The 14,072-nt window shown below is 37.9% G+C and carries 11 protein-coding genes; 8 read left to right on the top strand and 3 right to left on the bottom strand.

Annotated features, from left to right (window positions below; translation table 11 throughout):
• The first annotated feature begins 6 nt into the window (after nt 1–6).
• The 5 genes from nhaC to aroD all read left to right on the top strand — a co-directional run bounded on the left by nhaC (nt 7) and on the right by aroD (nt 7,934).
• Nucleotides 7–1,392, top strand: a complete 1,386-nt coding sequence (gene nhaC, locus ACQW5G_RS02540) for a Na+/H+ antiporter NhaC (protein WP_429971512.1) — start codon at nt 7–9, stop codon at nt 1,390–1,392.
• Between the two features lie 344 nt (nt 1,393–1,736).
• Nucleotides 1,737–2,477, top strand: coding sequence for a LysM peptidoglycan-binding domain-containing protein (locus ACQW5G_RS02535; protein WP_429971511.1), 741 nt, complete (start codon nt 1,737–1,739; stop codon nt 2,475–2,477).
• 280 nt (nt 2,478–2,757) lie between these two features.
• Entirely contained in the window at nt 2,758–3,855 is a 1,098-nt protein-coding gene (locus ACQW5G_RS02530) for a carbamoyl phosphate synthase small subunit (protein ID WP_429971510.1), read from the top strand.
• Complete coding sequence (gene carB / locus ACQW5G_RS02525; RefSeq protein WP_429971509.1) at nt 3,855–7,028, top strand: carbamoyl-phosphate synthase large subunit; 3,174 nt, start codon at nt 3,855–3,857, stop codon at nt 7,026–7,028. Before ACQW5G_RS02530 ends, carB begins: the two co-directional genes overlap by 1 nt.
• Nucleotides 7,029–7,178: 150 nt before the next feature.
• On the top strand, nt 7,179–7,934 hold the full coding sequence (aroD, locus tag ACQW5G_RS02520) for a type I 3-dehydroquinate dehydratase (RefSeq protein ID WP_429971508.1): 756 nt from the start codon (nt 7,179–7,181) through the stop codon (nt 7,932–7,934).
• 52 nt (nt 7,935–7,986) lie between these two features.
• On the opposite strand, the gene ACQW5G_RS02515 is transcribed toward aroD, so the two are convergent.
• The 3 genes from ACQW5G_RS02515 to ACQW5G_RS02505 form a co-directional block, all read right to left on the bottom strand.
• Nucleotides 7,987–8,655 (bottom strand): SDR family NAD(P)-dependent oxidoreductase, encoded by a 669-nt coding sequence (locus tag ACQW5G_RS02515; protein ID WP_429971507.1) that lies wholly within the window; start codon nt 8,653–8,655, stop codon nt 7,987–7,989.
• Between the two features lie 90 nt (nt 8,656–8,745).
• Nucleotides 8,746–9,999, bottom strand: a complete 1,254-nt coding sequence (tyrS, locus tag ACQW5G_RS02510) for a tyrosine--tRNA ligase (RefSeq protein ID WP_429971506.1) — start codon at nt 9,997–9,999, stop codon at nt 8,746–8,748.
• Between the two features lie 237 nt (nt 10,000–10,236).
• Nucleotides 10,237–11,031 (bottom strand): tyrosine-protein phosphatase, encoded by a 795-nt coding sequence (locus tag ACQW5G_RS02505; RefSeq protein WP_429971505.1) that lies wholly within the window; start codon nt 11,029–11,031, stop codon nt 10,237–10,239.
• Nucleotides 11,032–11,175: 144 nt separating this feature from the next.
• Here ACQW5G_RS02505 and ACQW5G_RS02500 point away from each other — a divergent pair, with 144 nt between their 5' ends.
• From ACQW5G_RS02500 to rbsU, 3 genes are all read left to right on the top strand, one after another.
• Nucleotides 11,176–11,427: a hypothetical protein gene (locus ACQW5G_RS02500; protein ID WP_429971504.1), complete on the top strand. Its 252-nt coding sequence runs from the start codon at nt 11,176–11,178 to the stop codon at nt 11,425–11,427.
• A 101-nt stretch (nt 11,428–11,528) separates the two neighbouring features.
• Nucleotides 11,529–13,043: a glycerol kinase GlpK gene (gene glpK, locus ACQW5G_RS02495; protein WP_429971503.1), complete on the top strand. Its 1,515-nt coding sequence runs from the start codon at nt 11,529–11,531 to the stop codon at nt 13,041–13,043.
• A gap of 96 nt (nt 13,044–13,139) precedes the next feature.
• The gene (rbsU, locus tag ACQW5G_RS02490; protein ID WP_429971871.1) at nt 13,140–14,057 is read left to right on the top strand and encodes a ribose/proton symporter RbsU; all 918 of its coding nucleotides are present in this window, start codon (nt 13,140–13,142) and stop codon (nt 14,055–14,057) included.
• Nucleotides 14,058–14,072: the final 15 nt, after the last annotated feature.

The raw sequence follows: 14,072 nt of genomic DNA, 5'->3' as shown, positions 1-14,072 counted from the left end.
AACTTAATGTCGGAAGCAAAGATTAAACCCAAATTATGGGAAGCTGTGACCATTTTACTAATTATGTTAGTAATTATGGGGATTGGAATTATCGGGTTGCATTTAACTCCGGTAGTCCCAATTTTGAGTGTTATTTTATTATTAATTCTTTGGGGTCGTTTTCGCGGATACTCGTGGGATGATATCAATGATAGTTTTGTAGTAGGGGTGAAAAACGGAATCATTCCGTTATTTATTTTTCTTTTGATTGGGTCTTTGATTGGGGTCTGGATCATGTCAGGGGTTATCCCTACGTTAATGGTTTATGGATTTCATATCTTAAGTATTCGTTGGTTTTTACCATCAGTATTCTTAATGTGTGCCTTTGTCGGATGTTTTATTGGAAGTGCCTTTACCATTATTTCTACAGTTGGAATTGCAGCTATGGGAATTGGAATTACGATGGGGATTAATCCCGCAATGATTGCTGGTGCTGTGGTTTCTGGGGCAGTTTTTAGTGATAAAATGTCACCACTTTCTGCAACGACTAACTTAGCTTCAGCAATTGCTGGAGATGATTTATATGACCATATCAAGAATATGATGTGGTCAACCGTTCCCGCATTCGTTATTTCATTGATTTTATTTGCCATTATTGGTGGGACTCATAAAGCTGCTAGTTTAGCTAAAATTACCAGTACAGCGCATGTCTTAACGAGTAATTTTACGGTTTCAGCATGGATGTTAATTCCAGTTTTACTATTATTAGTGTGTGCCTGGACCAAGATTCCTACGATTCCAACTTTGTTTATCAATATTTTAGTAACCATTTGTATGACATTAGTTAATCCGCATAATCATTATTCGTTTGCTAAGATTGCGGATGTTATGCAAAATGGGTTCAAAATCCATACGACTAGTGCAGAAGTAAATCAAATTTTAAATCGTGGTGGAATTATTTCGATGACAGGGACGATGACTTTAATCATCATTGCATTAGCACTCGGTGGTTTATTAATTAACCTCGGAGTCATTAATGTAGTAATGGATCGTTTTTCTGCTCACATTAAATCAACGGGAATGCTAATTTTGAGTACGGTACTTGCCGCAATTGGGGTTAACATTTTTATTGGGGAACAATATTTATCAATTATTCTTCCAGGAACCGCTTTTAAAGCCGACTACAAGAAAGCTGGATTAGCTCCCGAAGCCCTTGGACGTGCTTTGGAAGATGGTGGGGCAGTAATTAATTATCTTGTCCCTTGGGGAGTTGCTGGAGTTTTTGTGGCTAACACATTAAACGTGCCAACTTTACAATATTTACCATTTGTCTTCTTCAGTTTACTTTGTCCAGTCTTTTCAGTTTTAAGTGGTTTTACTGGAATCGGAGTTAAAAAACTAACTAAAAAATAAAGCTTAATTTGATAGAAAATCCAAATTCACTGGATTTTCTATCTTTTTTTATAAAAAAATAAATAAATTTTAAAATTTGTTAACTAATTTGACATAGTAATATTACAAAATATGACATTTTGTAACGTTAAGACGGGGATTTGTAACGAATATTACAAGAACTATAACAGAATATGTCATTAATATTTCAATATTACAAAGAGATGATGTGCAAGTAACATTTGTGTAATGTGTTTGTAACATTGCCTCTATAATCTTATAGATGTTAACTGATACAAGTCGTTAACCAAAATCTAGATGAAGAATCTAATAATCGTTACATATATAAGGAGAGAATTTTCTATATGAAGTTCACTAAATCACTCGCAGCAATGGCTGCAATTTCAGCTGGTATGATGTTTGCTGGTGCAGCGCACGTTGATGCCAATTCAACAGTTAAACACACAGTTCAAACTGGAGACACTATCAGTGGTCTTTCAAAACAATACAAAGTTTCACAAAAGAAACTTAGCAAAGCTAACAAAAACAAAGATATTAACACAATTTACGTTGGTGAAATTTTTGTCTTTGATGGTAAAGGTAACGTTAAAGTAGATAAGAAGAGTGCTAAAGCACCAGTTAAATCTGCTCAAAACAATACTGCAGCATCAAACGATAACAACACACCAGCAACTAACAACAATGATGCACAAGCTGCTACTTCAACTAACAACGCTGCTAGTCAAAGCAAAGCTGTAGCATCAACTACTACTAGTTCAGCTGCTACAACTCAAAAAGCAGCCCCAGTTGCTAAGGCTGCCGTAGCTGCTCCAGTACAACAAGCTGCTACTTACTCAGCTCCTGCAGCTTCATCAGCACCCGTAGCATCAAATGCTTCACTAGCTGGTATTGCTCAAGGTGAATCAGGAAATGATTACAATGCTCGTAATGGTCAATACATTGGTAAATACCAATTATCAGCATCTTACTTAAACGGTGATTACTCACCAGCTAACCAAGAACGTGTTGCTCAACAATACGCTGTTAGCCGTTATGGTTCAGTTGCTGCCGCAGCTGCATACCACGCTGCACATGGTTCATGGTAAAAATTAACTAGAGTTGCCTTCGGGTGACTCTTTTTTTATAGTGATTATAAATCTTTCTTGACATTTATAATTATGACAAGTAAGATTATGAAAAAGAAATAGTGTGATAATTTTAAGAACATCCCGTGAGATGTGAAAATTATGCGACAAACACTACACATATATTCAATTTAAAGTTTCCTGTGAGGAACCAATTGTAATCTAATACTGATAATCAATTTGGCTACTAACTAGGAAACTAGTTAGTAGCTTTTTATTTGCACAAAATTTGGAGGATGGCATGAAGAAACGATACTTAGTGTTAGAAGATGGCAATATTTATACCGGTGAGGCTTTCGGTGGTGACAAAGAAACTGTTGGAGAATTAGTTTTCTCAACTGGAATGTCAGGTTACCAACAATCAATTTCAGATCAATCATACAATGGTGAAATCTTGATGTTCACTTATCCTTTGATTGGTAACTACGGAATTAACCGTGACAACTTAGAATCAACCACGCCTACTTGTAAGGGGGTCGTTGTAAGTGAAGTTGCTCGTCGGACAGCAAACTGGCGTATGACAATGTCACTTCCTGAATATTTAAAACAAGAAGATATTCCTGGAATCAGTGGAATTGATACTCGTGCCATTACCAAACACATTCGTGAACATGGTGCCATGAAAGCGGCCATTTTAAATAAAGTTGAACCTGATAGTGTTGAAAAATTAAAGAACACTGAATTAAGCCATAACGAAATCCCAGAGAGTGCTACTAGCAATGCTTATCCTGCACCTGCTATGGGACGCCGTGTCGTTGTAATTGATTTTGGACTTAAATATTCAATTCTTCGTGAACTTGCTAAACGTGATTGTGACGTTGTGGTGCTTCCTCCAACTGCAACCTTACAAGATGTCGAAAACTTTAATCCAGATGGTGTCATGCTTACTAACGGACCTGGTGATCCAATGGACGTTCCAGAATCAACCCTTGAAATGATTCGCCAAGTGGAACAAAAATACCCACTTTTCGGAATTTGTATGGGTAATCAATTATTCGCCTTAGCCAATGGTGCTAAAACTGAAAAGATGAAATTTGGGCATCGTGGATTTAATCATCCGGTTCGTAATTTAGAAACTGGCCGGATTGACTTTACTTCACAAAACCACGGTTACACAGTTGATCGTGATTCAGTGAACGATACTGACTTAAAAGTTTTACTAGAAGAAATTAACGATGGAACCGTGGAAGGTTTACAACACACTAAGTTGCCGGCTTTCTCAGCTCAATTCCATCCAGATGCTGCTCCTGGTCCTCATGACGCCGATTACCTATTCGACGTCTTTATGAACATGATGGATGACAAGAAACTCGATTGGACAAGAAAGGTGAATGAATAATGCCAAAAAGAACAGATGTTAAAAAAATTATGGTAATTGGTTCTGGTCCAATTATTATTGGTCAAGCCGCTGAATTTGATTATTCAGGAACTCAAGCTTGTCTTGCTTTAAAAGAACTCGACTACGAAGTTGTTTTGGTTAACTCAAACCCCGCAACTATCATGACTGATAAAGAAGTTGCTGATAAAGTTTACATCGAACCCTTGACGCTCGACTTTGTCTCACAGGTGCTTCGGAAAGAACGTCCTGATGCCATCTTGCCAACGCTTGGTGGTCAACAAGGTTTGAACATGGCCAAAGAATTATCTGACTCAGGGATTCTTGACGAAATGGGGATCAAGTTACTTGGTACTGATTTGAAAGCCATCAACGAAGCTGAAGACCGGGAACAATTCCGTCAATTAATGCGCGATTTAAAACAACCAGTTCCTGAATCTGCGATTGCTAATACAGTTGATCAAGCGGTTGCCTTTGCTGACAAACACGGCTATCCCGTAATTGTGCGTCCTGCCTTTACGATGGGTGGAACTGGTGGTGGTATCGCTGATGACGAAGCTCAACTTCGTGAAATCTGTGAAAATGGTTTATACCTTTCACCAGTAACTCAAGTTCTAATCGAACAAAGTATTGCTGGATACAAAGAAATTGAATTTGAAGTTATGCGTGATGCTGCTGATAACGCCATGGTCGTATGTAACATGGAAAACTTTGATCCAGTTGGTATTCATACCGGGGACTCAATCGTGTTTGCTCCAATTCAAACTTTATCTGATGATGAAGTACAAATGCTTCGTGATGCCGCATTGAAGATTATTCGAGCTTTGAAAATTGAAGGTGGATGTAACGTCCAATTAGCTTTGAATCCAGACAGTATGAAATACTACGTCATCGAAGTTAATCCTCGTGTTAGTCGTTCAAGTGCTTTAGCTTCAAAAGCCACTGGTTACCCAATTGCCAGAGTTGCTGCTAAAATTGCGGTTGGTTTAAACCTTGATGAAATCATGAATCCAGTTACTGGAACTACTTATGCAGAATTCGAACCAGCTTTGGATTACGTCGTATGTAAAATTCCCCGTTGGCCATTTGATAAGTTCACTAAAGCAGATCGTACTTTAGGAACCCAAATGAAAGCCACAGGGGAAGTTATGGCCATTGACCGTAACATTGAAGGTTCAATCTTAAAAGCCGTTAGATCACTTGATATTGACCTTACAGATTTGGATGACCCAGAATTAACTGATTTAACTGACGAAGAATTAAATCAAGGAATTATTAAGGCTCAAGATGATCGTTTATTCTATCTATATGAAGCTATCAAACGAGGATATTCAATCGAAACCTTAGCTAAGATGACGAAGATTCACATCTTCTTCCTAGATAAATTACTTCACATCTACGAAATTACCGAAGCATTACGCGAAAGCATCAATGATGTTGATACTTTGAAGATTGCTAAACGCAATGGGTTCTCAGACGAAAACATCGCTAAGTTATGGAACCAAACTGCAGATGAAGTTCGTGCTTTCCGAGTTAAAAACGACATTATCCCAGTTTACAAAATGGTTGATACCTGTGCCGGAGAATTTGAATCTGAAACTCCATACTTCTACAGTACTTACGAACTCGAAAATGAAAGTGAAAAGACTGATAAAGAATCAGTCTTAGTCTTAGGTTCAGGTCCAATCAGAATTGGACAAGGGGTCGAATTTGATTACGCTACTGTTCATTCAGTCGAAGCCATCAAAAAAGCTGGCTATGAAGCTATCATCATGAACAATAACCCTGAAACGGTTTCAACTGACTCTTCAATCTCTGACAAACTTTACTTCGAACCACTAACTGTGGAAGAAGTTATGAACGTCATTGACTTAGAAAAGCCAAAGGGTGTTGTGGTTCAATTTGGTGGTCAAACTGCGATTAACTTAGCAGAACCATTAGCTGAACGCGGTGTTAAAATTCTTGGAACTTCAGTTGAAGATTTAAACCGTGCTGAAGACCGTGATGAATTTGATAAAGTAATTAAGAAGTTGGGCATTCCTCAACCAACTGGTGGAATTGCCAGCACAGTCGCTGAAGCCATTAAATGTGCGGATGAAATTGGTTACCCAATCGTGGTTCGTCCTAGTTATGTTCTTGGTGGACGTGCAATGGAAATCGTTAACAAACGTGCTGACATGGAAAACTACATGCGCAATGCGGTTAAGGTATCAAATGATCATCCAGTTTTAATTGATCAATACCTAACTGGTAAAGAATGTGAAGTTGATGCCATTAGTGACGGAACAGATGTCTTAATTCCAGGTATCATGGAACATATTGAACGTGCCGGAGTTCACTCTGGTGATTCAATGGCTGTTTATCCATCACAAACACTTTCACAAGACGTTAAAGATCAAATCATTAAATACACGAAAGAATTATCCCTTGAACTTGGTTGTATCGGTTTAATGAACATTCAATTCATCGTGCATAACGAACAAGTTTACGTGATCGAAGTTAACCCACGTGCTAGTCGGACAGTTCCGTTCTTGAGTAAGGTTACCGGAATTCCAATGGCGCAAGTTGCAACTAACATCATCTTAGGTAAATCACTTAAAGAACAAGGCTATAAGACTGGTCTTGCTCCTGAAAGTAAACTCATCCACGTTAAGGCACCAGTCTTCTCATTCTCTAAATTGAATGATGTTGACAGTTTGCTTGGACCTGAAATGAAGTCAACCGGTGAAGTTATGGGATCTGATGTTACTTTATCAAAAGCTTTATACAAAGCCTTTGAAGCTGCTAAACTCCACGTGCCAGATCACGGACGGATCTTGTTTACAGTTAAAGATGGTGACAAAGCAGAAACTAGTGCTTTAGCTAAACGTTTCTGGAACTTGGGTTACCAAATCTTAGCTACTGAAGGAACTGCCAAAGCTTTTGAAAAGGCCGGAATTCCTGTAACGACCGTTGGTAAACTAGGCGAAGAAGACAGTTTATTACAACAAATGATGGATAAGAAAATTCAAATGGTCGTTAACACGATTTCAAATGAAAAAGAAAGTGAAGAAGACGGTGCTAAGATTCGTAGTGCTGCCATCTCACACGATATTCCATTATTCACAGCTTTAGACACTGTGGAAGCTATTCTCCAAGTATTAGAATCACAATCATTTACTACTCAAAGTTTATAAAATAACGTTAAAAGACCAACTCGAATTGAGCTGGTCTTTTTTTGTTACATGAAAATTTCAGTTATGTTGCAAAAATGTTACAAAATGTTTGACTTACAATTTAAGAAGCGGTTTAATAATAACAACATAACTTTGATAGGAGTGACACTAATGAAAAAGAAAGTTTTTACAGTTAAATACACAACGGTGGGTCAGCAACCAATTACGGTGTCACCCATTATTGAAGAAAGCGACACAATGGTACTTCACCAAGCTGGTGTAATGGTAAATAAGAAACCTGATATGGTAGAGTGGCGCGTGGACGACTTTCTTAGAAATAATAGTTCAATTGAATTGATTAACTTGTCTAAGAAAGTTCGTCGGATTTTAGGCAACATTCCATTATTGATGACCCTCAGAACTAGTGAAGAAGGCGGAATGAAAGATGTTACGCCACAATTGTATCGTAAATTATTAGTATTTTTCATTGAAAACCAATTGGCAGATGTAATTGATATTGAATGTAACACAATTGGCGATCAAGCTGCTGAAGTTGTTAAATTTGCTCATGAAAATGGCATTAAAACAATCATGACACATCATGATTTCGATGAAACTCCTAGCAATGCTGTAATGGAAGATTCATTACGGCAAATGGCCGCTACAAACGCGGATGTCGTTAAACTATCTGTTATGCCAAACTCAGCGGTAGATGTAATTAATTTGATGCTAGTTACCAATAAAATGAACGATGAACTAGAAGTTCCAGTTGCTACCACAGCAATGGGACAAATTGGAAAAATGTCACGAATTGGTGGTCTCCTAACTGGATCAATGCTAACATATGCTTCTGTTGGAAAGGAATCAACTCCTGGACAAATCAATCTTGATCAAACTAAACAATTAATTAAAGCTTTTAGTATTTAAAAAACAAAATCCCTTAACGATGATTTTTCGTTAGGGGATTTTTTAGTTGGTTTTAAAAGTCAGTCGCGATTTTAGGAAATTTAATTTCTTTAGCATTACGGTCTTCCGTAGCTTGAACGTACAATTTTGCAACATTATCAGGGGCCATTTCAGCGCTACTATTAGCTAGAGCTTGAATTGTAATCAAACCAACGTAAACGTTAGTCGCTTGTAGTGAATCAGCTAATGAGAAGACATAGTTATGAAGGGCCGCTTTAGTAGCTGAAAGAGTCACATTACCAGCCTGTGGAGCAAAAGCTGCGCCACCACCGGTAACTAACACATTATGGGGTTGTGACTTATCAGCAATCATATTTACGTAACTTCGAGTGGCGTTAATGGCACCGAAAACATTGGCTGCATAAGTAAGTTCAATTTGATCCATGGTTTCTGAGAATGGGGTATCTAGTTTCTTGATACCAACGTTATAAACTAGCGTTTCAGGAACCCCAAATTTAGCTTGAATATCTTTTAATACTTGTTCGATATTAGCAAACTTAGTCACATCACCAATCATGTATTCAGATGGTAAATTTTCAGCTTTTAAAGTAGCTTGAAACCCCTTTAAAGCATTTTCTTTCCGGGCAACCATAATTGGCGTTTTACCAGCTTTAGCAAATCGACGCGCAATTGAGAGCCCAAATCCAGGTCCAACGCCAATAATTACTACATATTGATTCATAATTACATCTCACTTTCTGTTTAATTAAAGTATATCGAGATTAAAATCTGAGTACAAAAAAGAAGCCTGAAAAGGCTTCTTTAAGTTGTTTTATTTAACTTTGGCTAAGAAATGTTTCTTCTTACCACGACGAACGATGACATATTTACCATCAAAATTATCAGCAGGGTTGATAGTAGCATCAACATCGGTAACTTTGACACCATTAATAGTAATTGCACCATTAGTAACGTCTTCTCGTGCCTGACGTTTTGATTTATCAGCACCAACGGCCATGATTAAATCAACTACGTTTACTGGTTCAGCCGCAATTTCTGAGGTTGGCACACCGTTAAAGGCTTGGGCAACTTCTTCAGTAGAAAGTTTTTGCACGTCACCTTTGAAGAGAATTGCTGATATACGTTCAGCATTTTCCACCGCAGCTTTACCGTGGACAAATTCAGTAACTTGTTCAGCAAGGACTTTTTGTGCTTCACGTTTCCAAGGTTCAGTTTCAACTTTTTCCGCTAAAGCATCAATTTGGTCTTTGTCTAAGAAAGTGAAGTATTTCAAGTATTTAACGACATCGCGGTCATCTTGGTTAAACCAGAATTGGTAGAATTCGTAAGGTGAAGTTTTTTCTGGATCAAGCCAGACGGCACCACCAGCAGTTTTACCAAACTTAGTACCGTCAGCTTTAACCATTAGTGGGATAGTTAAACCAAAGACTTTGGCATCCGCACCAGCTAACTTATGAATTAAATCAGTCCCGGTAGTGATGTTACCCCATTGGTCAGAACCACCAATTTGTAATTGAACATCGTGATCCTTGTATAAATGGTAGAAATCAAAGGCTTGTAAAATTTGGTAAGTAAATTCAGTAAATGAAATTCCTTGATCCAAACGACTAGCAACCACGTCTTTAGCCAACATTGTGTTAACGTTAAATAATTTTCCGTAATCACGTAAGAAGTCTAGCAAACTAACGTCTTTAGTCCAGTCGTAGTTATTTACGATGGTAATATCAGAATTTTTACCAAATAAATGTTTCATTTGTTTAGTTAAAGCAGCTTCGTTGTGATGAACTTGGTCCATGGTTTGAAGTTGACGTTCTGATTTACGACCACTAGGATCACCGATTGAACCAGTTGCACCACCAATTAAAATGTAGGGATGGTGACCGTATCTAGCAAAACGTTCCAAAATCATAAAGGGAATTAAGTGACCAATGTGCATACTGTCACCAGTAGGGTCAGTCCCACAGTAAAGGGCGATTTTGTGATCAGCAATTTCTTTAGCTAATCCTTCAGCATCGGTTTGTTGGTTAATGGCGCCACGCCATTGTAAATCTTCAAGAATATCCATGTTGTCCTCCAAATTTAAGTGTAAAAAAAGTCCCCATAGCAATTAAGCTACAGGGACGCATTTATGCGCGGTACCACCCACGTTTAGACCGAAGTCTACACTTTTAATATTTAAATTTTAGTTGTTAGGTAATTCATTTTATTTCCTGCATGGCTCGCAGCAACCGCCAATTTTCTGACATCACAGAAATAAAACTATTTGTAGTTATGGTATCATAACCTGCTAAATTCGACAAATTTAATCGAGATATAATTGTTTTAACTCATCGATATTAGCTTCAGTTAAATCTAATCCATCATGTAAGAAGTTTTGCATGGTACCATAATTTTTATCGATTTCCTCTAAAGCAGCATCTAGAAACTTCATGTTAACACTATAAAGGACCCGTAAGTTTTCAGCGGCATGGTCAGAAAAACCAGCAGTTCGAACTTCTTGGACTTTCTTTTCAATAATATCTTTAACCACTTCGTTAGTCATGATGTAGTCTTTACGGATGGTTTCCATATCCACACCCAAGGCTGCGAGAATAAAGACAGCTGACATTCCGGTCCGATCTTTTCCTGCGGTACAGTGGAAGAGGACAGATTGGTCATTATCTTTATTTTCTAATAGAATCATGAACAATTCATGAAAAGCATTTCGACAAGGAGCCTGCGTAATCATTTGGCGGTAAACATCTTCCATATGATCCAATCCATACTTAGGATTTTCTTCGACAATTTTACGGAATTCTTTGGGATCTTGAGAGTTATCAGTACGATCCTCATTAAAAACAGGGTCGAAGATGTAGTGTAATTTGCTCCCATCAACTAAGTCCTTAATGTCTTTAACTTCTTGGCCAGAACGAAGATCAACATCATATCTGACACCATAATTTTCTAAAAATTTGAGATCTTTTTCATTAATAAAACCTAAGCTACCAGAACGAAGTAATTTATGCCATTTGACGTGATGCCCGTCCATAGTTTGGTATCCACCTAATTCACGGACATTTTCCGCTGAATCAAGTTTAATTACACGTTTATTTTCCATTATTTCACGTCCTTTATCAATGTAGTCATTAATCCCATTATATCACTGTTTCAATCCGCTTTTATTTGTAAGATATTTTTGTTTACAAATTGAATTAATAAGACTATTGTTAGGGTTAGAAATTATCTAAGGGGATACATAATTATGGAAATGACAGAACGCCAAATGATTCAAGAAATTTTGAACACAGTAGATGTACTTTACGATTTTGAAAATGTTGATGAAGATACTAGTGAATACACACTATTAATCAACCGTCAAAAAGGTGATGTCCGTGATTTAAACATCATCAATGATGAAATGAAAAAATACTTTAAAGAAGCTAACTTCGACTACAAAGAAGAAGTTGAACCAGTTGAAATTGATGCTGATATTCGAGTACAAATCAAACGTTAATTAACTGCTGAAAAGGAGTGACAATTATTGTCGCTCCTTTTTTGTTTTAATATAATTATGGTATGATTAATCGAATTAACCTCAGAAAGGAGGGAGACTTAGTGGAAAACGATGAAACTAAGTATGTCCTTGCCATTGACCAAGGCTCAACGAGTACCCGGGCGGTATTTTATGACCATAGTGGTCGAAAGGTCATTGAAAGTACCAAACCGCTTCCCCAAATATGTGACAAAAACGGCTGGGTGGAACAGGATCCTGATACAATTTGGAGTTCTGTTTTATCTGCTATTTCGAGTGCGATGATTGATGCGCGTATTCATCCCGAAAGCATTAAAGCTATTGGAATTACCAATCAACGTGAAACCACCGTCGTGTGGGATAAAAATACTGGTAAACCAATTTACAATGCGATTGGGTGGCTTTCAAAGCAGACTTCCGGCATCGCTAATGAACTCCGTGACAATGGTTACGGTCCTATGATTCATGAAAAAACCGGTTTAGTTTTGAACGCTTATTTTTCTGCGACTAAAGTTCGCTGGATTTTAGACCATGTTGCAGGCGCACAGACGCGTGCGGAACAAGGTGAGTTATTGTTTGGAACAATCGATAGTTGGTTAGTATGGAAACTTTCAGATGGAAAATATCATATTACCGATTACAGTAATGCTAGTCGAACGATGCTTTACAATATTCACGAATTAAAATGGGATCAAGAAATTTTGGACATTTTACATATTCCAGTGCAAATGTTGCCAGAAGTTCACGCTTCCGATGAAGTTTATGGAACCACTGAAAACTATCAATTCTATGGGGTCCAAGTTCCCATTGCTGGTATTGCTGGTGATCAACAAGCAGCTTTAATCGGATCAATGGGCTTTGAACCAGGAATGGTAGAAACGACTTACGGTGATGGGGCTTTCATTATGATGAATACTGGTGATCAACCAGAAATATCTGATGAGAAGTTATTAACGACCATTGCTTATGGAATGAACGGGAAGGTGTGTTATGCGCTGGAAGGTTCAATCTTTACCGCTGGAAACGCCTTGAAATGGCTGCGTGATCAATTAGGCTTAATTAGCAGCATTCCAGCCTCTCGAATTGCCGCTAAACGTTCAACGAACAATAATGAAGTCTATGTAGTGCCAGCCTTTACTGGACTGGGAGCACCATATTGGGATTCAACGGTTCGTGGAGCAATTTTTGGCATTACCCGTGGTACCAATGATGATGATATTGTCAAAGCTACTTTACAATCAATTGCTTATAGTACTAAAGATGTTATTGATACAATGGAAGCGGATGCTAATATTCAGATTCCCCAATTAGGGGCTGATGGGGGAGCTAGTCGGAATAGTTATTTGATGCAATTTCAGGCTGATATCCTAAATAAACCAGTGGAACGTTCAGCGGATGAAGAAACAACGGCGTTCGGTGCGGCTGTATTAGCTGGACTGGCAACTTGTTATTGGAAAGATATTGATGAAGTGAAATCGATTCATGAACCGGGGAAAATGTTTGAACCAAATATGGAAAAAACAGAACGTGAAAAACTGTACAACGGTTGGCAGCGTGCGGTTTCAGCTGCCCGAACTTTTAAACCGGAAATTAATTAAAAAAAGTGAATGAAATCGCTTTCATATAAATAGACACTGCGTTATAATAAATATGTTAAATAAATAAACAAAAATATTTAATAAATATTGGAGGATATAATTATGTTAGCTTTATTAATCGGACTTATTCCAGTTATCGGTTGGGGGCTTTTCCCAACTGTCTCATCAAAAATCGGTGGTAAACCTTCAAACCAAATTCTAGGTGCTACTATTGGTGCCGTTATTGTTGCCTTTGTCGTATTTATCGTTACTGGTTGTGGTTTCCCAACTGGTTGGAACTTAGTATTCGGAATTCTTTCTGGACTAGGTTGGGGCTTTGGTCAAATCATGGCCTTCAAGGGTTACACTCTTGTAGGTTCATCACGTGTTATGCCTATTACAACTGCATTCCAATTAATCGTTACTGCATTATGGGGTGCCTTTGCGTTAAGTAGTTGGCCAGGTGCAATGCACAAGTTCATCGGAATTATTGCCTTAATCGTAATTATTCTTGGTGCAACTCTTACTACTTGGAGCTCAAACAAAGAAAACACTGATACAGCAGCTTTGAAGAAAGCTACTATTTACCAATTAATTGGTGTTATCGGTTACTGGTTATACTCAGCTGCACCACAAGCTGAAAACTTAACTTGGGCTAAAGGATTCATTCCTAGAACTGCTGCTATGAGCGGTTTGGAAGCATTCTTACCACAAACAATCGGTATGTTATTAATGGCTGTTATTTATGGGTTGATGAACATCAAATCAGAAAACGTCTTTAAAGAAGCTGTTTCATACAAACAAATCGTTGGTGGTTTCTTCTTTGGTATCGCCGCATTAGCTTACTTAGTTGCTGCTCAACCAGCATTCTTAGGTATGTCTACTGCCTTCGTAGTATCACAAGTTAGTGTAGTTGTTGCTACTCTTACTGGTATCTACATGCTTCACCAAAAGAAAACCAGCAAAGAAATGGTTGCTACTCTTACAGGTTTAGCTTTAATCATTGTTGCTGCAACAGTTACTGCATTCTTATAAAATAGAATAAACAAA

This window comes from Fructilactobacillus sp. Tb1, assembly GCF_050500285.1.
Lineage (GTDB): Bacteria > Bacillota > Bacilli > Lactobacillales > Lactobacillaceae > Fructilactobacillus.
This window is presented reverse-complemented; position numbering and strand designations above follow the sequence as displayed.